This window comes from Bacteroides sp. K03 (assembly GCF_019734355.1).
Classification (GTDB): domain Bacteria; phylum Bacteroidota; class Bacteroidia; order Bacteroidales; family Bacteroidaceae; genus Bacteroides; species Bacteroides nordii.
Map to the genome: position 1 here is coordinate 121,509 of NZ_JAASHC010000010.1, position 24,911 is coordinate 146,419.

12 protein-coding genes are annotated in these 24,911 nt (G+C 41.5%); 5 read left to right on the forward strand and 7 right to left on the reverse strand.

The annotated features are described in order from the left end of the window. Positions 1–17: 17 nt before the first annotated feature. Positions 18–3,572: a pyruvate:ferredoxin (flavodoxin) oxidoreductase gene (nifJ, locus tag HCG69_RS09635; protein ID WP_002561051.1), complete on the forward strand. Its 3,555-nt coding sequence runs from the start codon at positions 18–20 to the stop codon at positions 3,570–3,572. 64 nt (positions 3,573–3,636) lie between these two features. Here nifJ and HCG69_RS09640 read toward each other — a convergent pair whose 3' ends face one another. From HCG69_RS09640 to HCG69_RS09650, 3 genes are read right to left on the reverse strand one after another with little or no spacing between them, the layout of a single operon-like run. Then, on the reverse strand, positions 3,637–4,494 hold the full coding sequence (locus tag HCG69_RS09640; protein ID WP_221649870.1) for a glycine betaine ABC transporter substrate-binding protein: 858 nt from the start codon (positions 4,492–4,494) through the stop codon (positions 3,637–3,639). Positions 4,495–4,502: 8 nt separating this feature from the next. Continuing rightward, positions 4,503–5,324, reverse strand: coding sequence for a proline/glycine betaine ABC transporter permease (locus tag HCG69_RS09645; RefSeq protein ID WP_221649871.1), 822 nt, complete (start codon positions 5,322–5,324; stop codon positions 4,503–4,505). Continuing rightward, entirely contained in the window at positions 5,321–6,547 is a 1,227-nt protein-coding gene (locus HCG69_RS09650; protein WP_221649872.1) for a glycine betaine/L-proline ABC transporter ATP-binding protein, read from the reverse strand. The genes HCG69_RS09645 and HCG69_RS09650 overlap by 4 nt, the downstream gene beginning before the upstream one ends. 426 nt (positions 6,548–6,973) lie before the next feature. Between HCG69_RS09650 and HCG69_RS09655 the strand changes: the two genes are divergently transcribed. From HCG69_RS09655 to HCG69_RS09670, 4 genes are all read left to right on the forward strand, one after another. Next, on the forward strand, positions 6,974–7,876 hold the full coding sequence (locus HCG69_RS09655; protein ID WP_221649873.1) for a T9SS type A sorting domain-containing protein: 903 nt from the start codon (positions 6,974–6,976) through the stop codon (positions 7,874–7,876). Between the two features lie 61 nt (positions 7,877–7,937). Further along, the gene (locus tag HCG69_RS09660) at positions 7,938–8,852 is read left to right on the forward strand and encodes a T9SS type A sorting domain-containing protein (RefSeq protein ID WP_221649874.1); all 915 of its coding nucleotides are present in this window, start codon (positions 7,938–7,940) and stop codon (positions 8,850–8,852) included. Positions 8,853–9,160: 308 nt separating this feature from the next. Beyond that, entirely contained in the window at positions 9,161–12,211 is a 3,051-nt protein-coding gene (locus HCG69_RS09665; RefSeq protein ID WP_221649875.1) for a leucine-rich repeat domain-containing protein, read from the forward strand. A gap of 104 nt (positions 12,212–12,315) precedes the next feature. Further along, entirely contained in the window at positions 12,316–12,645 is a 330-nt protein-coding gene (locus HCG69_RS09670) for a PAS domain-containing protein (protein ID WP_221649876.1), read from the forward strand. 194 nt (positions 12,646–12,839) lie between these two features. On the opposite strand, the gene HCG69_RS09675 is transcribed toward HCG69_RS09670, so the two are convergent. From HCG69_RS09675 to HCG69_RS09690, 4 genes are read right to left on the reverse strand one after another with little or no spacing between them, the layout of a single operon-like run. Next, a complete protein-coding gene (locus tag HCG69_RS09675; RefSeq protein ID WP_221649877.1) occupies positions 12,840–15,692 on the reverse strand; it encodes a bifunctional fucokinase/fucose-1-phosphate guanylyltransferase in 2,853 nt (950 codons plus the stop codon). 28 nt (positions 15,693–15,720) lie between these two features. Next, positions 15,721–16,059 (reverse strand): MGMT family protein, encoded by a 339-nt coding sequence (locus HCG69_RS09680; protein ID WP_195660587.1) that lies wholly within the window; start codon positions 16,057–16,059, stop codon positions 15,721–15,723. A 9-nt stretch (positions 16,060–16,068) separates the two neighbouring features. After that, positions 16,069–18,801, reverse strand: coding sequence for a substrate-binding domain-containing protein (locus HCG69_RS09685; RefSeq protein WP_221649878.1), 2,733 nt, complete (start codon positions 18,799–18,801; stop codon positions 16,069–16,071). 3 nt (positions 18,802–18,804) lie between these two features. Further along, entirely contained in the window at positions 18,805–24,381 is a 5,577-nt protein-coding gene (locus tag HCG69_RS09690; RefSeq protein ID WP_221649879.1) for a carboxypeptidase-like regulatory domain-containing protein, read from the reverse strand. Positions 24,382–24,911: the final 530 nt, after the last annotated feature.

Genomic DNA, 24,911 nt, shown 5'->3' on the forward strand with positions numbered 1-24,911 from the left:
AATATTAATTTTTAGTTATGACTAAACAGAAGAAATTCATCACTTGTGATGGTAACCAGGCTGCTGCACATATCTCGTATATGTTTTCTGAAGTAGCTGCCATCTACCCCATCACCCCCTCTTCTACAATGGCTGAATATGTAGACGAATGGGCTGCCGCAGGACGTAAGAACATCTTCGGCGAAACAGTATTGGTACAGGAAATGCAATCTGAAGGCGGTGCTGCCGGTGCCGTTCACGGTTCTCTTCAAGCAGGTGCGTTGACTACTACATACACTGCTTCTCAAGGTCTTTTGTTGATGATCCCTAACATGTACAAGATTGCCGGAGAATTCCTGCCTTGCGTATTCCACGTATCGGCTCGTACACTGGCTTCTCACGCATTGTGTATCTTCGGTGACCACCAGGACGTTATGTCTGCCCGTCAGACTGGCTTCGCTATGTTGGCCGAAGGTTCTGTACAGGAAGTTATGGACCTGGCTGGTGTAGCTCACCTGGCTACTATCAAGGCGCGCGTTCCTTTCATGAACTTCTTCGACGGTTTCCGCACTTCACACGAAATCCAGAAGATCGAAATGCTGGAAAATGAGGATCTCGCTCCGCTGGTTGATCAGGAAGCTTTGGCTGAATTCCGTGCCCGCGCACTGAACCCGATGACTCCGGTTGCTCGTGGTATGGCTGAAAACCCGGATCACTTCTTCCAGCATCGTGAATCATGTAACAACTACTATGAAGCAGTTCCTGCTATCGTAGAAGAGTACATGAACGAAATTTCTAAGATTACTGGTCGTAAATACGGTTTGTTCGATTACTATGGAGCAGAAGATGCAGAACGCGTAATCATCGCAATGGGTTCTGTAACAGAAGCTGCCCGCGAAGCTATCGACTATCTGGTAGCTAACGGTGAGAAAGTAGGTATGGTTGCAGTTCATCTGTACCGTCCGTTCTCTGCAAAACACTTCCTGGCTGCTGTACCTAAGACTGCGAAGTCTATCGCAGTTCTTGACCGTACAAAAGAACCGGGTGCTAACGGCGAACCTCTGTATCTGGATGTAAAAGACTGCTTCTACGGCACAGAAAATGCTCCGGTTATCGTAGGCGGCCGCTACGGTTTGGGTTCTAAGGACACTACTCCTGCCCAGATCATCTCTGTATTCGAAAATCTGGCTATGCCAATGCCGAAGAACCACTTTACTATCGGTATCGTAGACGACGTAACATTTACTTCACTTCCTCAGAAAGAAGAAATTGCTTTGGGTGGCGAAGGCATGTTCGAAGCTAAATTCTACGGACTGGGTGCTGACGGTACGGTAGGTGCTAATAAAAACTCTGTTAAGATTATCGGTGACAACACCGACAAACACTGCCAGGCTTACTTCTCTTACGACTCTAAGAAGTCAGGAGGTTTCACTTGCTCTCACCTGCGTTTCGGTGATACTCCGATCCGTTCTACTTATCTGGTAAATACTCCGAACTTTGTGGCTTGCCACGTTCAGGCTTACCTGCATATGTACGACGTGACACGCGGTTTGCGCAAAAACGGTTCTTTCTTGCTGAACACAATCTGGGAAGGTGAAGAACTGGCTAAGAACCTGCCTAACAGAGTGAAGAAATACTTTGCACAGAATAACATCTCTGTATATTATATCAACGCTACTCAGATTGCACAGGAAATTGGTTTGGGCAACCGTACCAATACAATCCTTCAGTCTGCATTCTTCCGTATCACAAACGTTATCCCTGTAGAACAGGCGGTAGAACAAATGAAGAAATTCATCGTGAAGTCTTATGGTAAGAAGGGTGAAGATATCGTTAACAAGAACTATGCAGCCGTTGACCGTGGTGGCGAATACAAACAACTGACAGTTGATCCTTCATGGGCTAACTTGGCAGATGATGCTAAAGCTACTAACAACGATCCTGCATTCATCAATGAAGTAGTTCGTCCTATCAACGCACAAGACGGTGACTTGCTACCTGTATCTGCATTCAAGGGTATTGAAGACGGAACCTGGTATCAGGGAACTTCTAAATATGAAAAACGTGGTGTAGCTGCATTTGTACCGGAGTGGAACGCAGAAAACTGTATCCAGTGTAACAAGTGTGCTTACGTTTGTCCTCACGCTTCTATCCGTCCGTTCGTTCTCGATGCTGAAGAGCAGAAGGGTGCAAACTTCGAAATGCTGAAAACGGTAGGTAAAGCATTCGAAGGTACAACTTTCCGTATTCAAGTAGACGTTCTCGACTGTCTGGGTTGCGGGAACTGTGCTGACATCTGTCCGGGTAATCCGAAGAAGGGTGGCAAAGCATTGACCATGAAACACCTCGAAAGTCAATTGGCTCAGGCTGATAACTGGACTTACTGCATTGACAACGTGAAGAGCAAACAACACCTGGTTGACATCAAAGCTAACGTTAAGAACTCTCAGTTCGCAACTCCGTTGTTTGAGTTCTCCGGCGCTTGCTCAGGTTGTGGTGAAACTCCGTACGTAAAACTGATCACTCAGTTGTTCGGTGACCGCGAAATGGTTGCTAACGCTACCGGATGTTCTTCGATCTACTCAGGTTCAGTACCTTCAACTCCTTATACTACAAACGAAAAGGGTCACGGTCCGGCATGGGCTAATTCTCTGTTCGAAGACTTCTGTGAGTTCGGTCTGGGTATGGAACTGGCTAACGAAAAGATGCGTGACCGTATCGTGAAACTATTCAACCAGATTCTTGCAGGTGAAAATGCTCCGGCTGAAGCAAAAGAAGTATTGAAAGCATGGATCGAAAACATGTACGATGCAGATAAGACTAAAGAACTTGCTCCACAAATCGAAGCAATCATCGAACAAGGTATTGCTGCAGGTTGCCCGGTTTGCAAAGAACTGAAAGGTCTGACTCACTTCCTCGTTAAACGCAGCCAGTGGATCATCGGTGGTGACGGTGCTTCTTACGATATCGGCTATGGTGGTCTTGACCATGTTATCGCTTCCGGTAAGGACGTTAACATCTTGGTACTCGATACTGAAGTTTACTCAAATACAGGTGGTCAGTCTTCTAAGGCTACTCCGGTAGGTGCTATCGCTAAGTTTGCCGCTTCTGGTAAACGTGTTCGTAAAAAAGACCTTGGTCTGATGGCTACTACTTACGGTTATGTTTATGTTGCACAGATCGCTATGGGCGCTGACCAAGCTCAGACTCTGAAAGCTATCCGCGAAGCTGAAGCATATCCAGGTCCTTCACTCATTATCGCTTACGCTCCATGTATCAACCACGGTTTGAAAGCTGGTATGGGTAAGAGTCAGGAAGAAGAAGAAAAAGCTGTTAAGTGCGGTTACTGGCACCTGTGGCGTTACAACCCGGCTTTGGAAGCTGAAGGTAAAAATCCGTTCTCACTGGACAGCAAAGAACCGAACTGGGATGAGTTCAAGGGTTTCTTGAAAGGTGAAGTTCGTTATGCATCTGTTATGAAGCAATATCCTGCAGAAGCAGAAGAACTGTTCCAAGCAGCTGAGGACAATGCTAAATGGCGTTACAACAACTACAAGCGTTTGGCTAACCAAGCTTGGGGTGTTGCCGAATAAGTAATTCAACTTATCAGATAAAAGAAAGGCGGGAATCCGAAAGGATTTCCGCCTTTTTGTCTGTTTACTGTTCTTTTGGAATCCAGCTATCCACCAATTCCCGGTGTTCATCTATCCATTTACGGGCAGCCTCCTTTTCTGTTTTCTCCGTATCTTCCATAGCCATCATCAAAGAATTGATCTGTTCATCTGTCAGACGAATATTCTTGAAAAACTGAGTAGCAAACGGATCTTTCTCCGGAAAACCTTTCCAGGTAATGATATGAATATTCTCTGCACTACCATAAATATTCTCGGGATCTTGCAATATCTTCAGTTTGAAACGATCGAACATCCAATGCGGTGTCCAGCCAGTGACAACTATCCATTCATTTCTGTCAATTGCTTTCTTCAATGAAGCAGTCATGGCAGGGCCACTTGAAGTCATCAGCTTATAATCCAGATTATAATCTTCAATAACATCTTCTGTAGCCTGCATAATACCTGCCCCTGCGTCGATACCAATAATCTTCGAACCAAAACGCAGCTTTTGAGAATTCAATTCATCAATTGAATTGATAGTTACATACTCCGGTACAACCAGTCCGATACGGGCTTCATCATATATATTACCTATTATTTCCAGTTTATCACCATATTGCTCTATGTAATCACTCATTGTTACCGGTAACCAAACATCCATAAAAACATCCGCTTTCTTTCTGGAAAGTGAAGTAAATATAGGAGCAAGATCGGCATTTAGTAATTTCACATCATATCCCTGCTCCTGAAGGATGGCCTTTGCCAGATGCGTCATTGCAATACCTTCCGCCCAATTGGCGTAAGCAATACTTATCTTTTTATCAGAACCTCCTCCTGTGCACGAGCTGAAAAGGAATACAGCAAGTAAGGTTGCTGCAATAATTTTTATCTTAGTATTCATATCCTCTATTATTTCTTTTTGTTTTGTGCCATCCCCTGCGTGATACGGTCCAGAACGATAGCAAGTATAACCACAGCTATACCTCCTTCAAATCCCAAGCCTATCTTCATTTGAGTAATCCCTTTCAAGACAATCTCTCCCAGTCCACCGGCAGAGATCATCGCAGCAATAACAACCATTGAAAGAGACATCATAATAGTCTGGTTTACACCGGTCAATATGGTAGGTAGCGCTAATGGTAATTGCACTTTATAAAGTAATTGCCAGGGAGTAGCCCCAAACGAGCGTGTAGCTTCCACTACATTTTTAGGAACCTGACGTATCCCCAATCCTGTAAGACGAACCACCGGAGGCATCGCAAAAATGATAGTTGCAAAGGCGCCCGGCACTGTCCCCAACCCGAAGAACAATACTGCCGGAATCAGATAAACAAAAGCCGGCATCGTCTGCATAAAATCGAGGATAGGCCGCATTATCCTATTACATCGATCACTGTTGGCGGTCCAAATACCCAACGGTACCCCCAATAACAGAGCAAGACAGGTGGAAGAAAGTACCAGTGCAAGTGTCTGCATCGTCTCTTCCCAGAATCCCATACCGTAAATCAACAATAATCCCAACAATGTAAATACAGCCACTCCTTTACCTGTCTTAAACCAGGCAAGCACGGCAAGCGCCACAATAGTAATATAAAACGGTATCCCGAATAATACATGCTGAAAACTGTCAATGAATCCTCCAATGCCCATGCTTAGTGCATCAAAGAAAGAAGCAAAATGTTCTGTAAGCCAGTTTATGGCCATCTCTATATATTTTCCGATATTTATCATAAGTCTATTGCATTTTGAATAATTTCATTAATTTCTTTTTTATCCTTTCCAGTCACCTCAATGATAAGAGACGACAGTGGAACCACTCCCTCGAACTCCCTGTCCTCATTTACCACCCAAATAGGTGAATTAGTTTTCGTCATTAACGGCAGAATATCTTCAAGAACCGTATCCCCCAATACAGAATGCACTTCATGGCGTACCACAGAATCAATCGACTTCACTTGTTCCTTTCTCAGCCTTAACAAGTCGTTCAATCGAACCTCTCCTACCAATACGTTACCAGTATCCACTACCGGAAGCACCGTCAGGTTACGTTCACGCATCTTACGAATCAATACCTCCGGACCTTCTTTTTTCAAACGCGCTACCAGCGGTTTATCAATCATCACCGAAGCTGCTGTAATAATCTTACTACGGTCCACGTTTTCTACAAAACGTTCTACATAAGCATTGGCAGGCTCTGTCAGTATCTCTTCCGAAGTACCGATCTGTACTATTTCTCCATCTTTCATAATAGCAATACGGTCTCCCAGCTTAATAGCTTCACTCAAGTCGTGAGTAATAAATACAATTGTCTTTTTCATTTTAGCCTGTAAAGCCAATAGTTCATCCTGCATCTGTACGCGAATCAAAGGATCAAGAGCAGAGAAAGCTTCATCCATCAGTAGTACTTCCGGGTTATTAGCCAATGCACGTGCCAGTCCTACACGTTGCTGCATACCACCGGATAATTCACCAACCATTTGATTTTCATACCCTTTTAGCCCTACCAGTTGCATACTCTCCATCGCTTTTCGCTCTCTTTCTTCCTTTTTTACGCCCTGTAGTTCCAGTCCGAAAGCAATATTATGCAGTACTGTACGATGGGGCAACAAACCAAAATTCTGGAAAACCATAGCCAGTTCCTTTCGCCGTATCTGCAACAATTCCTTGTCGGATACCTTAGCGATATCGGTTCCATTGATTACCACTTCGCCCGAAGTTGGTTTTATCAACCGGTTGATACAACGCAACAGAGTAGATTTACCACTCCCTGACAATCCCATAATAACAAATATTTCTCCTTCGTCAATCGAGAGGTTTGCCTCTTTCACAGCCACCGTACATCCGGTTGCTTTTAGTATCTCGCTTTTGCTTCTCCCCTCTTTCAATAATCGAAGTGCCTTCTGCTTCTCATTTCCAAAAATAAGGTACAAATCTTTGATGTTTATTTTGTTCATATACAATAATATTAAGATAATTAATAATAGCCATAGAAATCCTTCTTTATGTCTCATAAAGTTCCGATTAAACAACAGGCTTTCGCCTCCCGATATAGAGGTTAATAAATACACATTTTGAGCAGTAAAATATACTGGTGAGAGTTCTGTATGAATGATAGTTTTAACGAAATATCACGTAGTGTGTATTGAACTCACGGTACAAATAGAACAATGCCTCTTTAGCTTTTGTTCAGACACTCTTACTTCATCAGAAAAGAAAAGTTACACAAACGAGCAATCTTTTTTTGCAACATAACCATCAAATAAGCACCAATAGCCCCTGAATATATCCAAACAGGCATCATTCTCCAAAATAGGGTTTTATACTTTACATATAAATGCCTAACTTCGTGTCACATTTTAATTATAAAAACAAACATTATTATGAAAAAACTATTACTTGGGATGTTTACTGTACTTGCCTTGAATGTGCAAGGGCAGAGTTTAACCGATACACCGGTAGTGATGAAAGAAAGAAGTGAAATCGCACATTTTTTTGTCGACAAACCATTTCTGTATACCATCACAGAAAGTAACAAAGATTACATTGTTGACATCTATAATGATGAATTACAGAAATTCAGAAATTTCACTGTAAAGAATGCCGTTTTTAATCGTGAAGATAACATGGCTTATGGCATTGTCGATTTAGACATGGATAATTTAACCGGATATGATGCCTATAGTGGTTCTTTATTGAGCCAGTATCTATTCAATGACGATGACAAAATAGAATATGTATTTTGTACTTTCGAAAAGCAGACGACAGGTGAGCGATATGAATATATACTTCAAAAAGCAGAAGTTATCAATGAAGACGGAGAAATATTAGGCACTCTCCCTGTAGAAGCTGTCGAGTTCTATGCAGGATATGATATGTTAGAGATATCGGTTGAATTAACCCAAATTGGCGACAACTATTACATAGTGAATGACGAAGAACTCAATGGGCCTGTTGATCCCGGAGAACCAGCTTACAACACCTCCTATTGGAAACTCAATAAAAGCAAAGGAGGATCGGGTGTAAGCTTCACCAAAACCGCCAGCTTTAAAAGTTATCCTAATCCGGTACGCCAAAACGAAACTTTTACTATCGAAGTAGGAGAAGAAAATGTAGTTTCCGGCAATTTTATTGAATTATGTGATCAGAGCGGTCGCATGGTTTATCGCCAGGCTATCACAAACAGTGAAGTTAAAGTACCAACACGCCGTATGAAAGGGATGTATATCTATAATATAGTATCTGAAGGTAAGGCTATCAGTACAGGCAAAGTGATAGTACAATAAGTTCTATCAATCTCATTTACACATCAATTTTCTACAACAATTATTTAAACAAACAGAACAAATGAAGAAACTATTATTTGGCATATTTACTGCAATAGCTTTAAATGTGCAAGGGCAAAGTTTTGGAGAACCCCAAGTATTCGAAAAGGCCTGTTACTTTATTCACAATTTCGTAAATGAAGATTACTTCTTTTCCATATTAGATAATGAAAACAAAACAGACCGCACAATCAGTATTTACAATGACGAAATACACAATGTGAAAAATATCATAGTAAAAGATGTAGAACATGATTACAATCAGTCTTTTGATATTGGAGCAACCGTATATTCACTAATTGAATACCAAATGGTAAATGCAGAACATGATGGTGGAGAAGGGAGCCCTGCCACTCAAACACTTTTCAATAATGATGAAAAATGGGAATATATTCGGGGTACCTATGTCTATACAGTTGAAAATAGTGAGTCTTACGAACGAAAAGAATGGAAACTGACCAAAGCTGAGATCCTCGATGAAAATGGAAAGGTCTTAACAGAAATTCCAACAGATGCAATTACTGATTATCCCGGTTCCGGCCAACCTTACTCATACTTAAATGTTGTAAAAATGGGAGATAACCATTATATACTCAGCGAGAAACGTGCCCACAATAGCAGTGACCTAACACTTACTACTTTCTATAAAATAATAAAAGGCAATAGCTCAGGCATTAAATTCACCAAAATGGCTGAATTTAAAGGATATCCTAATCCGGTACGCCAGAACGAAACATTTACTATCGAAGTGGGAGAAGAGAATGTAGCTTCCGGTAATTTCATTGAATTATGTGATCAGAGCGGTCACATGGTTTATCGCCAGGCTATCATAAGCAGTGAAGTAAAAGTACCGACACACCGTCTGAAAGGGATGTATATCTATAATGTAGTATCCGGGGGGAAGGCTATCAGTACAGGCAAAGTGATTGTACAATAAATATAAATCCACTCTCCTACTTTGAGAAGAAGAGATACCAAAGAGGGGAGAAGTAGTAGATAAAAGAGGAGATTACCTATTTAAATAATAGAAATTCTTTTAACTATAACTTCCTCCCCTTCTCTATTATTTTAGTTCTGAATATTAAGGTTTATGAAGACATAAAGAGCGTTTTAATGCCCTATTCATCGTAGAAAATCATCTTTTTATACTATAGAATATGACATTAATCATTCCCACGCCCCTTTATAATAAAAAAAATAAGACGCTGAATAGAGGAAACAGCAAAACAACAAACAATTTATATTATGAAAAAAAGCCTACTACTATTGTGCTATTTACTATTGACAGTCAAAGGATGGACGTATGATTTTGAAAAAGATGGAATCTATTATAATTTACTCTCACCCGGTGTAGAAGTAACTTATGGAAGCCCCAATTTTAATTCATATTCGGGTGAAGTCACAATCCCACAAACAGTAGTACGTGGCGATATATACTACTCTGTTAACTCTATTAGTGATAACGCTTTCAGAGATTGTACCCAATTAATTTCTATTTCTATTGGGTCGAATGTATCATCTATAGGAAATCATGCCTTTTCCGGTTGCAAAGCTTTAAAGTATTTCAGTGTATCTTCTGGTAACAGCCAGTATTCCTCAAAGGAGGGTGTTCTGTTTGCATTTAACGAAACATGGCTATACGCCTATCCTCCCAACGCAAAATCGACTTCATATGTTATTCCTGATGGAGTGGAGACTATTAGTAGTTATGCCTTTGAAGGATGCACCTACTTAACTTCCATTACAACCCCTAATAGTTTAGAAAGAATAGATCAAATATATTTCGCAGGCTGTTTAGGGTTAAAAGAATTTATAATCTCAGATGATAATCCTTTATTCTCTACTATGGATGGCGTCTTGTTCAATAAAGATAAAACAGAGTTAGTGGCTTATCCCAATGCAAAATCAAAGACTTATTCTATCCCAAATAGCGTGACAAATATCAAATATAATACTTTTTATGGCTGTGATAACCTAACTTCGGTGACAATTCCTAATAGTGTGGTTAGTATAGGCAAATATGCATTTTATGGTTGCAACGGTTTACTCTCTATTGAAATACCAAGTAGTGTAACTACTATCGATCCTCAATCTTTTAAATATTGCACTCATTTGAAAGAATTCATTGTTTCAGATAATAATAAATCATTTTCTACCCTCGATGGTCTCTTATGTAATAAAGAGAAAACAAAACTATTGGCTTATCTCAATGCTAAATCATCAGTTTATACTGTTCCTGATCAGATCATCAGCATAGGGAATTATGCCTTCTCCGACTGTACCGAGTTAACATCTATCACTATCCCCAATAACGTTATTGAAATAGGAAATTCTATTTTTTCAGGTTGTCGCAATTTGCAGAAACTCTCTTTACCATTTATTGGTTCTTCTCTTAATCTACGGCATCATCTCGGCTCTCTGTTTGAATCAAAAAATAACTACAAAACAATAAACCCTGAACAAGGTTATATCATTGTTACATACGGGCGTGATGGATCTTGGATTTACAGTTATTATATTCCGTCGTCGCTAACGGAAATAAATGTGACGAAACAATCGGATTTTTCTTGTCGTTATGGTGGATATAATTATTGGTATTATGGCGTTTTTAATGGTTGTTCAAATCTAAAAGTTGCAAATCTTCCTATGGCCACCTCTATTGGAGATAATACATTTTTTGGTTGTACAAACCTTAAAAATATAAGTTTACCCATAGCTACATCAATTGATAAGAATGCGTTTTCCAATTGTACTAATCTTAAAAGTGTAGATTTGCCTGTAGCTACTTCCATTGGTGAAGAATCTTTCTATGGCTGTACTAATCTCAAAAATGTCAATCTTTCGCTGGTCGATTTTATAGGAAAGTATGCTTTTCAAAATTGCTCTAACCTTGAAGTTCTAAGCCTTCCCGTAGCTACTTCTACAGAGTCAGGTTTTTTAAATAACTGTGATAAATTACAAATACTACTTTTGCCGAAAGTAAAAAGTATGGAAACCTGGAGCTTTCCAAAATCTCTTATTTCTTTAAATATAGGTAGTCTTGAAGGCTTAAGTAGCGAGATGCTTTCTAATTTAAGTAAACTGGAAGAACTCACTATCCCTTTTGTTGGTACAGGAGTAAAAGAAACCGCTACAGGGGTACAAGGATTATTTGGCGATCTTTTTAGTGCCGACTCTAATTCCGGAATGAAAGCTGTTACTCAATATTATCAGGATAGCAAATCTAAAACGTATTATTTACCTGTCAATTTAAAGAAAGTAACAGTTACAGAAGAATGTGAAGAGCTTCAATATGGTGCTTTCTATGGTTGTTCTACCATTAAAGAAATCACACTTCCTTATACTTTATACATGATTGGTGAAAAAGCACTTTACGGTTGTGCTGGTTTAACTGATATCTATTGCAAGGGAGCTGCTCCCGCTGCTGCCTACGACAATAGTTTTACCGGAATCAGAGTCACCACTTGTAAACTCCACATCCCCTATAACACTACAGACCTCTATAAGGCAAGTGATGGCTGGAAGAAATTTTTCTATATGCAGGAAGAAGCACCCCTGACTGTTAATGTGACTAAAAATATATTGAATGCAGGTATTATTTTAGGAATCACTGAATACCAGCAAGGAGTCATAGTAAACTTGTCAGCACGAGCAAACTCCGGCTATCGTTTCAAATGTTGGATGGATAACGGAGAAATAGTTAGCGAAGAAGATAATTACTCCTTTGCTATCAATGAAAACAAAAATTTATTAGCCGTATTTATACCTGTACAAAATGAAAATTCACTGATCATCAACACAGAAAGTAATGCAGTTAATTTTACATGGGAAACAATAGATGATACGAATGAATACATATTAAAAATATATTCGGACATAGATATGAAGAAAGAGATCGCTTCTTATCAATTTGATGCAGAAGGCGAATTAGTCACTCGTACAGCCTCCGAACTTTCTTTCCGTGTGACGGATTTAAAACCGGAAGTTACCTATTATTATAGCTTAATTGCAAATGATAAATCTAATAAAACCCTATCCGAACAAATAGGGACATTTTCTACAACGCCTACAGGTATTGAAGACATATCAACTTCCAGCAATATTTGCATAAGAGTAGAAGGCTCTTCTCTTTGGATAGAAAATGCACAAGAAAAAATGATCTCCATATATAACTTACAGGGCGTATGCCAAACAGTTATTCATAAAGCAAAAGATATGGAAATGATACAGATAGATCATTCGGGTATTTATTTGATAAAAGTGGATAAGCTTTTGCAGAAAGTCATTATTAAATAATCTATTTAAGAAGGGAGAGACATTTTAAAAGGGTTTCTCCCTTTTCTTTTTTAAATCATAGAACTATCTTTGCTGAGTAAAATTAAAAAAGGAGAATAAGCAATATGTACGAATGGGCTAAAGAAATGAATTGTGCTGTCACAGTATGTGACACCAAAGGAGTTATCCTTTTTATGAATGATAAAGCATGTAAAACATTTGCCAAACACGGTGATCTGATTGGCAAGAATCTTTTCGATTGCCACAATCTACAATCACAGGAGAAGATACGTGAGATGCTGGCAACAGGTGGCAGTAATGCCTACACGATAGAGAAAAATGGCATCAAGAAAATGATCTATCAAACACCCTGGTTTAACGAAGGGATAGTAGGTGGTCTGGTAGAAATATCAATGGAACTTCCGGAAGAGATGCCGCATCACATACGAAAATAAAATCATCACGAAAAGATTACTTTCACTTACATAACCATACAGGAATAAATAAATTTACGATTAGACGATTGACGATGTACGATTGGGATTACTCTATCTCTAATAGCGCTGAAACAGGCTTTTAAAAGAGCAACTTCAATCGTACATCGTCAATCGTCTAATCGTAAATTTATTCATATTCGTACAATCATGAACTAACTTCTTGATACCTGTAACCCTTTGTCAGACAAAGTCATTTCTACAAATCGTGCACAAGGGTTAGGCGCATATTCTGTGAGTATCCGACGAATCTGAACGGCCGCCTGCGGATCTTTGGCAACCATATACAGATATCCGCCACCACCGGCTCCCGGCAACTTATGCCCTAAAGTATAATCTTCAATCAAACGGATAATCTTCTCCACTTCCGGTGGATTTGTACCGGCATCAAGTGCTTTATTCTGTATCCAGCTCTTTCCTACCAACTTACCGTAATTTGCGAAGTTACCACGTAAAATAGCCTCATTCATATCCAAAGCATGTATTTTCATCTCTGACAACAAAGCAAGATGATTCCCGGAATTAAGGAACATAGAACGAACAATCTCTCCTAAAATTCCTTTTGCCGTACGGGTTATACCAGTATAATAAAGCAAATGACAATCCCGATATTCAGGATTCGTAAATAACTGATCGGGTAACCAACGTACTAACGGAGTCTGGTCAAATCCGGATTCCGTTTGCAACAACTTAACTCCGGAGAAAACGCCACCATATTGATCTTGCCAGCCTCCTCCCGTGGTAAGCAACTGCTCCAATACCAATGTACAACGACAAATCTCATTCTTATCCCATGCCAAACCACAGAAATCATTGATTGCTCCCAACACAGTAGAAGCAAGAATAGAACTTGTTCCCAGTCCGGAACCTGCCGGTATAGCTGCAAGCAATGTAACTTCAATACCAGCACCAAAAGCTTCTAACTGTTCCCTCAAAGAATCATATTGCACCTCCGAGAACTGAGGAACAAAGCCAGCTAGCGCCAATGCAGCTTTAGGTATAGAGAAAGGAGAACCTATTTTTCGGTAATCCTGCAACTCTTCGTACGTATTCACCACTTCCATCGCTCCCATATCTATGGAACGAAGTACAACATGAGGTTCTTTACAAGTTTTGACGTATACCTGCAAAGGAGGTTGCCCGTTCAGTTCAATAGCCAGATTCACCACATTTCCCCCCGAATAAAGCGAATAAGGAGGAGTATCTGTCCAGCCACCGGCCACGTCGATACGTACAGGACTACGTCCCCATACAATCTGATCGGAATAAACATTCAGCTTCGGATTACATTTCTGCTTGCAAACCTGCCCTAGTAAGCCATTTCGCAAAAGATTGAATGCCTCTTTCTCTTCTTCCTTGCTGCCCGGATCATTTTTCAACTCCATCACGCGCGCCCTCAACATCCGGTTATGCATTTGCAATAACTGTGCAGTATCATCCGGCAGTGCCTGGGGCACTTCAAGTCCGAGATTTACAAATTCATGGGCAGCATCTTCCAAATCGAGCTGATAGAAAACACTCTTCTCATAATTGTCTGACAAGCCCTTCCAGTTTTCTCGACGAAAAGCAGTACGTTGAGCATAAAGCCGTTGCAGATTGGCACGGGCAGAAATTTCATCAGCAGAGAACTTCATACAGTTCAGCCACAACACACATCCTTCTGCCTGATTAGGTTCCGTTGTCATCCAACGCAACAATAAGCCAAGTTCATCAACCGACTCCGTCATTGGAAAGATGGAAGCTGCTTGCAAATCATCCGTACACCCCTGAATGTCATTCCAGGTAATGCCACGCTGTTCCATCCATTCAACAAAAGGAATACCAGTAAACAGAGTACCGGGTGAATCCAATGCGCCCTTAAACACGTCATCCAGTCCATATGGGCGTGCCACGAATCCAGCTTCTCCCATAGGAACTACATCCAAACAAATACCATCGGGTACCGTTATCTCCCAATCATTCTCCGGTACTCCGGTAATAATCTGACGAGATCCCAGTTTCCAGCCTTTCCCCACATAACTATTCTCAATCCATAAGTTGGCATTTTGAGAAGAGAAAGAGACACTGGTAGAAGCGTTTTGTACAAAGATGGCGGGATTGGGTTTTACCTTACGATGCATGATTAATCGCTGATCACGCACTTTATCCTGTACAGCCAATGTAGAAGAGATTAACTCACGGCTCGTGCCATAGTGGTAAAACTCTCCCCCGGGTAAAGGCAGTATAGCGACGGAAAGGCTATTCAGTTCGGCATCTTCTATTTTGGGATGACTACCTAATGCAAGTCCATAATCTGAATAAAGATCATAATAGGTAATCTCTCCGGAATTAGTATCAAGAGAACGCTTCATCAGCAATTCCACAGCACGGTCGCTAAGCAACCATATCCCAATATCCATCAAAAACAGATGTGTTTTTGCCAGTCCTTCCAGTTCTGCAAGAGAGGGCTTTTGCAGCATAAAGTCGAGAATATCCGGTGTCTTACGATCAGAGACAAACACTCCGTGATGCGTAGCTAATGAGGGATTGACCCAAAGCCCATAACATACCACATCAGCTTGAGGAATCTCCTGTAACGGTTTCTCCGAACGGATATAAACATCTCCACTGGCTATCAGTGTATGTATATTTTCCGGAGCCATACTCATAATTCTCTCATAAAGCGGCAATTGCAAAGAGAGTAGATTCTGCCCTAACTTCTGTCCACGCTCCCAACTGAAAACAGGGATCGGCGTAAGAATTTTCCCGGAAGGGGCATATCCCGGAAGTCTCCGGCTCTGCCCTCCGGCGTGTAGTAAAATTCGTTTCTCAGTTCCCAACCAGTTTGAAAAAGACTCTTTAGAAGCATAATTCTCATGACATGCCTGCAACAACCAAGTTGTTCCACCACCCGAACCTAACTTTGCTCCAACTGGATCGGAAGTACAAAACCATTCTGAGGCATCTACTTCTTCCAGTTCATGAAAGCAGTGCACCAGATTCGGAGGAAGAGATAATAATTTCTTCATGATATATCTGATATTTTATTTGTATGTATTAACGTATTTCATCGTATTTCCATAGGCACCGGGCCATATCTACATTGCCACTCTTTTTGAAGCAGACACCTTCGAGTTGCAACAAGGTCCGTTGCTCTTCCCACCCGGGAACAAGCCTACCCTGCGCATTGACTACCCGGTGACAAGGAAGATTCAAGTCAGACGGTACCTGCTTCAAACTACGTCCCACCATGCGTGAACATTGTGGTTTTCCCAGCAAAGCGGCTATCTCTCCATAAGAGATTACTTTCCCGGCAGGAATATCCTGTACCACTGCATACACCTCCCGGCAGAAGGTATCGGACATGGTTTCTTTACCAACCTTATAATCTTTCATTCCGTTTCTTTATCTTTTACGTTTCAAAAACTCCGTCGGACTCTCCCCAAACTGTTCCTTATAACACTTTGTAAAATAAGAAGGAGAAGTAAATCCCACTTCATAAGCAATCTCCGCCACCGTCAGTTCTGAAGAAGCCAACAAGGAAGCCGCCCGCTTCAGACGTGCCATACGCAGCAATTCATTAGGAGCATAATTGGTCAACGATTTTATTTTACGATAGAGCTGTACACGGCTTAGTCCCATATCTTTTCCTAAGTCTTCTACATTCAACGCGGAATCACTCATCTTCTCTTCAATAATCGTCTTGAACTTTTCAACAAAGTCTTTATCCATATCACAGATATCCTCCTTTGCCAATGTCTGCCGATCACCAAAAAATTGCTTCAACCGTTGGTGCGAATCTATCAGATTACGGATACGTGCCAGCAGCAACTGTGAACTAAAAGGTTTGGAAATGTATGAATCTGCCCCACCGTCATAGCCCTGTATACGCTGTTCGTCCAGCGAACAGGCAGTCAGTAATATCACAGGAATGTGACACGTCTGCAGCTCGCTCTTCAACCGGCGGCAGCACTCGATACCATCCATACCCGGCATCATAACATCCGAGATAATCAAGTCAGGTACATACTTCATTGCCTTCCGGATACCTTCGGAACCATTGGCAGCCTCAATCACAGAATATTCTGCCTTAAGCAGTCCATGGACGTACGAACGTATATCCGCATTATCATCAATAATCAGCACAGACATCCGCGATGAATCATAGCCCGACTCCTGTTCCTCTTCATCTTCTGAAAACTCAACAGGCAATTCCTGGCCGGACACTTCCAAAGACAATGTATCGGCAACTGGCGTACAACTACATACCGGTAGTTCTACCGTAAAGATCGTCCCCTGACGTTCGTCACTTTCTACCTGTATCGTACCACCATGCATCTCTACAAAAGCTTTGACCAATGCAAGCCCGATACCCGACCCTGCATGATGCATATCTATCTTATAGAAACGGTCGAAAATGCTACAGATATGTTCTGCCGAGATAAGGCTGCCGGTATTGGCTACTGTAAAACGAAAGAAGTTCTGCCCTTCTTTTTCCTGTGCGGAAAGACGAACCGTAACCTTTCCATTCTCCGGTGTAAACTTAAACGCATTGGAAAGAAGATTAAAGTAAATCCGCTCTAATTTCTCTACATCGGCAAGTGTATGATAATCTGTATCAGGCATACTATCAAAAGAGAAGCGAATGTGCTTCTTACGTGCCGCTGCAAGGAAAGATTCGTTCCAGTTTTCAAAACACTGCAACATATCTATCGCGACAGGAGTATACTCCATTTTGCCATTCTCGTACTTACGGAAGTCCAGAATCTGATTGACCAGACGCAACAAAATATTCACATTGCGCTGAACAAGCAACAACAACCGATGCTGATCACCGGAAAGGTCTTTGTCTGCAAGTAATTGCTCTACCGGGTCGGCAACCAATGTCAACGGAGTACGGAAATCGTGAGAGATATTTGTGAAAAACACCAGTTTGGCATGAGTAGCTTCTTCCAGCTGATGCGAAAGCTGTATCAACTGATCACGTTGTTCGGAGAGAGTATCCCGCTGCTCTTCAAGCTGCTTCTTTTGTTTGGACAGTTCAATATTCAACCTATTTTTGACACGAAGCGCTTTATAAGCCACCAGCAACAATCCGGCTACCAGCAGTAATACAAGCAAACTACCATAAAGCACCACTTGCTGATTGGCATAGCGGGAGAGATAACCACTGATACGTCCGTTCAGCGTTTCAATCTTTTTATCCAACTCAGCGATATGAGCAGTCTGGAGCTTCATTACCGGAGCGTTAACCGGATCTACAATGGCAGTCTCCATCGTGGTTTCACGTGCAAAAGGCTTCTTTTCGAGAATGTTCATTGCCATTTCCAGTACCTTATCTCCATTGGTAGGATAAATAAAGGTTGCATCCAACACACTGTCCAACACCAACTCTACTCCATTCCCTTTGCCCGGCAAGGCATCAATACCCACAAAAACAATATCTTTAGCCCGCCCCAGCTTTTCAGCCGCTTCAAAAGCTCCCGGTGCGATGCGGTCATTATGGGAGTATACGGCATCTATCTTCGGATAAATCCGCAATAAAGAATCCATAATGATCCGTCCCGGTTCACGTTCCCATGCAGCATCGGCCCTGGCCAGCAGATGGATATCCGGATAACGACTAATGGCACTCATAAATCCCTGGTGCCTCTCCATAGCCGGAGTTGAACCGCTCAGGCCGGTAAGCTCTACTATGTTTCCTTTACCACCCAGTTTGGCAGCAAGGTATTTTCCTACTTCGCGCCCTATCTCATAATTATCTGCTCCCATAAAAGCAGTATATTTATCAGAAAGAATCTTTCTGTCCACCACAATCACGGGAATACCTTTGTCAAAAGCCTCTTCCACTATTGGTGTAATCGGTGCTGCCTCATTGGGCGTAACAATCAGCAGATCCACCTTCTTATCAATAAAATACTGAATATCTTCCTGTTGCCTCCGGTTATCGTCATGTGCCGAACGTATCTCTACAGACACCCCTTCATAAAACATAGCTTCGCGCAATATTTCATCATTCATCTTATGCCGCCAGCTGTCATCACTACACTGAGACATACCGATTACATAGCGCGGAGTATCCCTCTTGCAGGAGGTCAAGACAAGTATAAAAAGTACGACTGAAACAATATATCTCATAATTTATTCTGTTCTTCTTTCTGTGACTTGTATATTACGTATCTCATTATTTGCATTCACTACCGGAAAATACATCAACTCCACTTTCGCCGGATTAAGTGAATAGGTCCCTGTATAACGCGGGAGCAACGAAATGCGGAAAAGATGTTTTCCTACTGGTAACTTCTCACAAAAGATAACGGTTTTTTCTTTAAAATATTCGCGATGTACCTCCGAAATATTACTATTTATTTTAGAATTATAGCTACAGGATGCAGGAATCGGTACTTCCAGCATCACATATTCTGCTCCAGCTTGCTTTACATTGAGAGTAACCACCAGTGTAGCAGGTTCTCCTGCTTTCAACCGGTCACCACCCTCAAAAACAGACTGTACTTCAAATGCATCACTGCCATTAGCTTCCGTCACCCGCTTTACGATAGATGAACTAAGTATTAGAGGTATCCCCTCTTTACGGGTCAGCACCAGAGACTCGCCGGCAGCTAAACGGGTGGTATAAGGAAACTCTGTTATTTGCCGATTTTCCTTTCCTGTGAGTTCTACAATTGCCGGAACACCTCGTTGAGATTGCCCATCCAGTAAATCATCCAACACAGTTGCCACTGCCAAAGAAGCCTGGTAAGTATTCCAACCCGTATTTCGCGTACGAAGAATATGCCATTGCATTGCTTCTTTTAAGTGACTCAAAGAAGGTTCACTCTTGATTATCCGATAAGCGATCAGCGTATTTTCCAATCCGGTGTAATCACAGTAGGATAATCTTCGGTCGTCCGTACAATATACTCCACCCAGCGCATCTTCTTTCAGGTACCTGCGAATACTGTCGGCCACACTAACCTGCGATTGTAACATCTCCCAAAGCAACAGTTTTTCTTTGAGACAGGATTGAGGTAAATACGATTTATCAGCTTCTTTTAAGGCATTTTCTTTTGCCTCACATTGCTCTACCAATGGATTCAGCAAGCGGAATATTGCCGCATAATCCTGTTCCGCCCCCCAATACCACAAAGCATGCAACAGGTATACATCCTCTAATCGTTTCCCTCTGAAAGGCTGTGCCAATTCATAACGTACTCTCAATTTATCTAAGTTAATCCGAACCTCATAACCATCTTCCATAGCCATCTTCAAGGCTTTCAGAATATGTCCCGACATCCATAAAGAAGATTCTGTCGTACGTCCCCACCATCCCCAAAGCTGTTCGTCATTCTGATTATTGACCAGACGGCGAATAATCTTTATTATCTCCTTCTCACCCGTAAACTTTTCAGCTTTATAATAAGCTATCTTTTTCTGTCCCAACAGCCCTATCAGTTTAGAAGCCAATTGTTCATTACACCAATAACGATATCTCCCTAAATAATTAACAGCATCCTGATAACTATCTAACTGGCTTCCGCTAAGTTCCACCCTGACTTCCTCCCCCGGCCCGGCTTTCACCTTCACCGTTTCATCCTTTTGCAAAACACAAAGAGATCCTTTTGACAACTCAGTCCCCTGTGCAACTACAGGAATCATATGCTCTTCTCCATCTCTGTAACCATCGTCACGAGTAAAAATATAACCGACCTTCATACTATCCGACGTGGTAACCTGCACAGGCAATCCTATACTATAAGTTCCTTTTAATCTTACCTCCTGTCTCATCAACGTGTCGGCCTCAACACAAAAAACGGTACTCCCTTTTACCTCTTCCTCTTTCGTATAATTACGTATTGTCCCAGTAAAATTAGTTGTATCGCCCACAGTCAGGAAACGCGGTGTTTTCAATTCCGCCATCAGCGGTTTGTAGGATTGTATCGACTGACGGTAAGTACCGGAATTCAGTTTACGATTCATAGCATAAACCACTGCATCCCATTTTGTTATATTATCAGGAAAAGTCACATTAAACTGCGCTTTGCCTTCTTTATCCGTATACAACTTCGGTTCCCAAAAACCTACATCAGAGAAATTACGACGAAGCCCGTTCAGTTGCATCAATTCATCATACAGCTTATGTTCAGCCTCTTCAGAAGTTTTCGCCTCTTCATCCGGAAGTTCTTCTTCGGGAGGGATAGCATCAGCACCACTTCTCGTAGTTGTAGTTAAAAGACCACTCACAGAACCAGCGAGAGCAGACCGGACTCTGGTTCCATACCCCGTTACTACTACTTCATCAAGCGCCAAATTATCCTCCTTCATCATAACAATCAACTCCGTATTAGGCCTTACTTCCACTTCCTTTGTTTGCATTCCGATAAAACTGAATTCCAGCGTACTATTACCTCCACGTTCGCACATCAACTCAAAATATCCGTCAATATCTGTAACAGCACCATTTCTGGTTCCCTTCTCTACGACCGAAACGCCAGTCAACGGTTCGTCATCTCCTTCAATATATACATAACCAGACACTTTATCTCTGCCTGCCCAACGCGTTTTCGTCAGCCTTAATTCACGATAAGCCGGTTTCAAAGAGAACGTACCAAGGTGTCTTTGCAATGCCAACCACTGTGAAGAGAGAGAATCCCGCTCGTGCCATACCGACATTTCCATATTGATATCCACATGATGACAAGGACGCAATTCAATACTATCCCGTTTCAGATATTTCCCGTTATTATAAAGAACAATAATATTATATACACCTGTAGGGATCTCAAGATTCCTGTTCCCATTTTTAACAATCATATCCGGATAAGAAACTTTCCGGGTAATCCGATCTTCAAATAATAAACCAGCCACTCCGGTAGAGTCTTTTTCTACGGGTAACCGAAGATTTAGCGCTTTATCCGATTGGGCAATGCAGATGTTTTGCGGATGCCAGGCATTTCTCTGCCTGCATTTCTCTACAAACTGCCGAAATACTTCCGGTGTGAAATAAAAATCATTCAGGTTGGTTATTACATCAGTAGATGAAAAACTAAGATATTCAGGACAAAGCTCTTCTGAATATTTATAAACCACATTGCCTTCAAATTCATAAGCAAAACCACCCTCGTGCCGATACTCTACCCCATTGGCATACTTCCAATATCCCGGCTCTACCGGACCAACCAATACACTTTTCATACGCGGAAGTGCGTAATTGAGATAAACCGGACACATCTTGCCAAATTCTCCCTCCAGACAAGTATATTCTACTCCATCCGGTACGGGAAGACGACAGAGATAAGACTGGTACCGTTCTTCCTCTTTACGGGAAAAAACAGTTCGCCCCTGCCTGTCCCGGATTGTTTTCAGCCAGACTGTTTTTGCTTCCTCCGGAACCTGCTCCATATCCAGGCTCAGGATGGTCTTCTTTCCTTTCTCAAATGAGATAGAATCCAACACAATAGCCCTGTCACACAAGCGTAAAGTCACTTTTTGTTTGGATGATTCGGACGGTATCCGGAAAGAGTATCCTTGCGGTTGTTTAGTCCACGAAAAATAACAAGGCTTATCATTCAATTCTATCACATAAATAGTCACGGACTTCCCTCCCATCATCACGTAAGGTGCAAACTGAGTACTGCCATCGGGTGTATCCATCACATGTCTGAACAATTGCCCGGAAGGATATATGAACCGATAATAAGGCAAGCGATCAAGATGCGCCAATCTATTCCAATGTTCAAAATCCAATGAGGCAGAATACAAATAGTTTTTCTGCTTCATCGAGTAGCTCGCCCGTTGCTCACGTGCCTGTGGTTCGGCTCCATAATAAGGCAAATCGGGTATATCATATCCCAACTGAGAGTTTACAGAAAAAGCGGTAAGATCTACATTCGGAACAGGCTCGCCATATCTATCGCGTACGTGTAATGTAGCATCTACTCTCTGTCCCGGATAAATTCGCTTCGGCAGATTCGTTTCCACAGACAGGCTGTTGGGGTAAACACGATACACACGTTTCAGTGATCTCTCTTCATTTCCCATGAAATAGAACACTTCAATGTAATAAACCGCTCGAGTATCAATGTCACCAATATGCAAGTCCAACTCCTTTCCCGCCCCCTTTTGCAAAAGCTGATTGCCTTGATAGACATACCATGATACCTCCAGTTTCAAAGGATTCGTCAGGCAAGCTTTCAATGAGTCGCTATCTATCTCCCCTTTCAAATCCAACTGACTATTCATATCTGCTACTGCAATACGTGATTCGTAGTTAAAAGCCGGTACTCTTAAAAGATAACCCGTAGCAGCCTGGCTAAATTTCTGCTCATAAGGTAGATGAATCTTCCGGATCTTTTTATCATTCCCACATATTAACTCAGCTTCTACACTTCTCTCCACTCCCTTGTCTAAAAATGCAAAACGTAAAGAGTCCCCCCGGGTATGATACTGCAATTCGTAGTGTGAATGATAAAAAGTGGCACGGCATCGTTGTTCTCTCCGCTCATTGTCCGGCGTCAGTAAAAGTACATTCACCTCGTATGCGCAATCTGACGGACCAAATATATCGGCAGGAATCTCAAGATGCGTTTTCCCTGCTGCATCCAGACTGATACGGCGAAACATCAAGGTATCCGGCAATGACAGTACACTTATGTAAGAATGCAGTATTGTGCGAAGCCGAACGGTGATCTCCACCTCCATTTCTTGCAAAGGCAATCCATTGGCATCTGTCGCAACAACCTCCAACTTATTTACCTGCGAAGCGTACTGCACATCCGAATGAAGCTTAGCTTCCAATTTACTTCCTGTCAATTCATAGTCTTCATAACGAAAATTGGTAGTAGCCGCTACCCGTCCCCGTTTATCACGTAACTGGATAGAGTATAGACGGTCGAGTTCCAGCTTCAATGAATCGTCCAACTGGAATTCTCCGGCAAAACCTCCCGGATGATAGGGAAGCAAAGTTAATATTTTTTTAAACTGATATCCCTTTGTCCGCATCCACAAAGAAAGCTCCTGCTTCAATGGGTGTCTGTTGCCGGACAAGGCATATGATTTGAAACGAACCGTTTCACCCGGTTTGTATTTATTTTTATCTGTTATCATATAGCTATAAAAGCTGGGACGACTCTCCTCCCGATTCCAATAATCTGAATACCAGGAAGGAACGAGATGTTTTTTCAGGTCGAAAACAGCCCGAAACTTATCCAACTCAACAGTAAGAATATGATCTTCTTCTTCCGACCAGTCTTCATAACTATATGTTTGGCTGGAGTTATCATACGAGAGACGTTTATAATCCAGACGTACTTTGGCATCATTACGGATATCACCTTCGGCATCTACCACCTGCAAAGTAAGTGCGCCATATTCTTTGAAAAGAAATACCTGAAAAGGAATAACAGGATGATAGCTATAATTAATTTTATTTCTCTCAATATTGGCAAAAATAAAATGTCCCTCAGCGGGTTGTTCTTCCCATTTCTCCGAGAAAGAAGTAAAAGGAGTAGTAAGCACTCTCTCCCAGTCCTTAGGGCGGAAACGTCCTTTAAGAAGTTTCAATACTTCCTTATCGCTGAGCTTGAAAACAAAAGTTTCATCCGGAGCATCTTTCCAGACCAGAGGTTGTGCAAGAGTAGACAGGGAGACGAGTAGTAATCCCAATACACAGAAGTTTTTTATCATACTTCGGGAGACATTCATAGCATTCCTTTTCGTCATTTATGAAGGCATTACAGTGTTCAAAGATACAAAGTTTCTTTTGAATTATTGATAAGGAAAAGGCAAAGAACAAGAAAGTAAGTTCTAATAAGTGATTGTTCTATGATCGAAATACACAGTACATACCTACTTGCAATTTGACAAAGTGACATTCCTGATCCTCTGGAATCCTCTAATTCAGGGAAGGTTTCTCACAAGTGATAAAAATCTTCGGCATTTCCAGTTTTAAGAATTCTCATTGTACGGTTTTTCGGAGAATTACATAACAAAAACATCTTGTTCTTTTGATATTCGTTACACAATTCAACTTTATAAATCTCTTTAACTATACTTTTAACAATTAATATTGGGGTGAATTTAGTCGTCAGTTAGCATCCGAAAACGTCTTTTAAGGCGGTTTTATTTTTTCTCGTAGAGTCTCGAGTCGTTTCTCTACGAGGTTCAAGTTGTTCCTCGTATACTCTATTAAAACCAAATGTTTCCGCAGAATATTGCTTTAATAAATGTTAACTACGAAAGATATGTCCTTT

Bases quoted from the DNA above. Each gene is read 5' to 3' on its own strand.
- HCG69_RS09680 (WP_195660587.1), bottom strand. From the start codon at position 16,059: ATGAAAGATTATAAGGTTGGTAAAGAAACCATGTCCGATACCTTCTGC.
- HCG69_RS09685 (WP_221649878.1), bottom strand. From the start codon at position 18,801: ATGAGATATATTGTTTCAGTCGTACTTTTTATACTTGTCTTGACCTCC.
- HCG69_RS09660 (WP_221649874.1), top strand. From the start codon at position 7,938: ATGAAGAAACTATTATTTGGCATATTTACTGCAATAGCTTTAAATGTG.
- HCG69_RS09650 (WP_221649872.1), bottom strand. From the start codon at position 6,547: ATGAACAAAATAAACATCAAAGATTTGTACCTTATTTTTGGAAATGAG.
- HCG69_RS09690 (WP_221649879.1), bottom strand. From the start codon at position 24,381: ATGACGAAAAGGAATGCTATGAATGTCTCCCGAAGTATGATAAAAAAC.
- HCG69_RS09645 (WP_221649871.1), bottom strand. From the start codon at position 5,324: ATGATAAATATCGGAAAATATATAGAGATGGCCATAAACTGGCTTACA.
- HCG69_RS09670 (WP_221649876.1), top strand. From the start codon at position 12,316: ATGTACGAATGGGCTAAAGAAATGAATTGTGCTGTCACAGTATGTGAC.
- HCG69_RS09665 (WP_221649875.1), top strand. From the start codon at position 9,161: ATGAAAAAAAGCCTACTACTATTGTGCTATTTACTATTGACAGTCAAA.
- nifJ (WP_002561051.1), top strand. From the start codon at position 18: ATGACTAAACAGAAGAAATTCATCACTTGTGATGGTAACCAGGCTGCT.
- HCG69_RS09640 (WP_221649870.1), bottom strand. From the start codon at position 4,494: ATGAATACTAAGATAAAAATTATTGCAGCAACCTTACTTGCTGTATTC.
- HCG69_RS09675 (WP_221649877.1), bottom strand. From the start codon at position 15,692: ATGAAGAAATTATTATCTCTTCCTCCGAATCTGGTGCACTGCTTTCAT.
- HCG69_RS09655 (WP_221649873.1), top strand. From the start codon at position 6,974: ATGAAAAAACTATTACTTGGGATGTTTACTGTACTTGCCTTGAATGTG.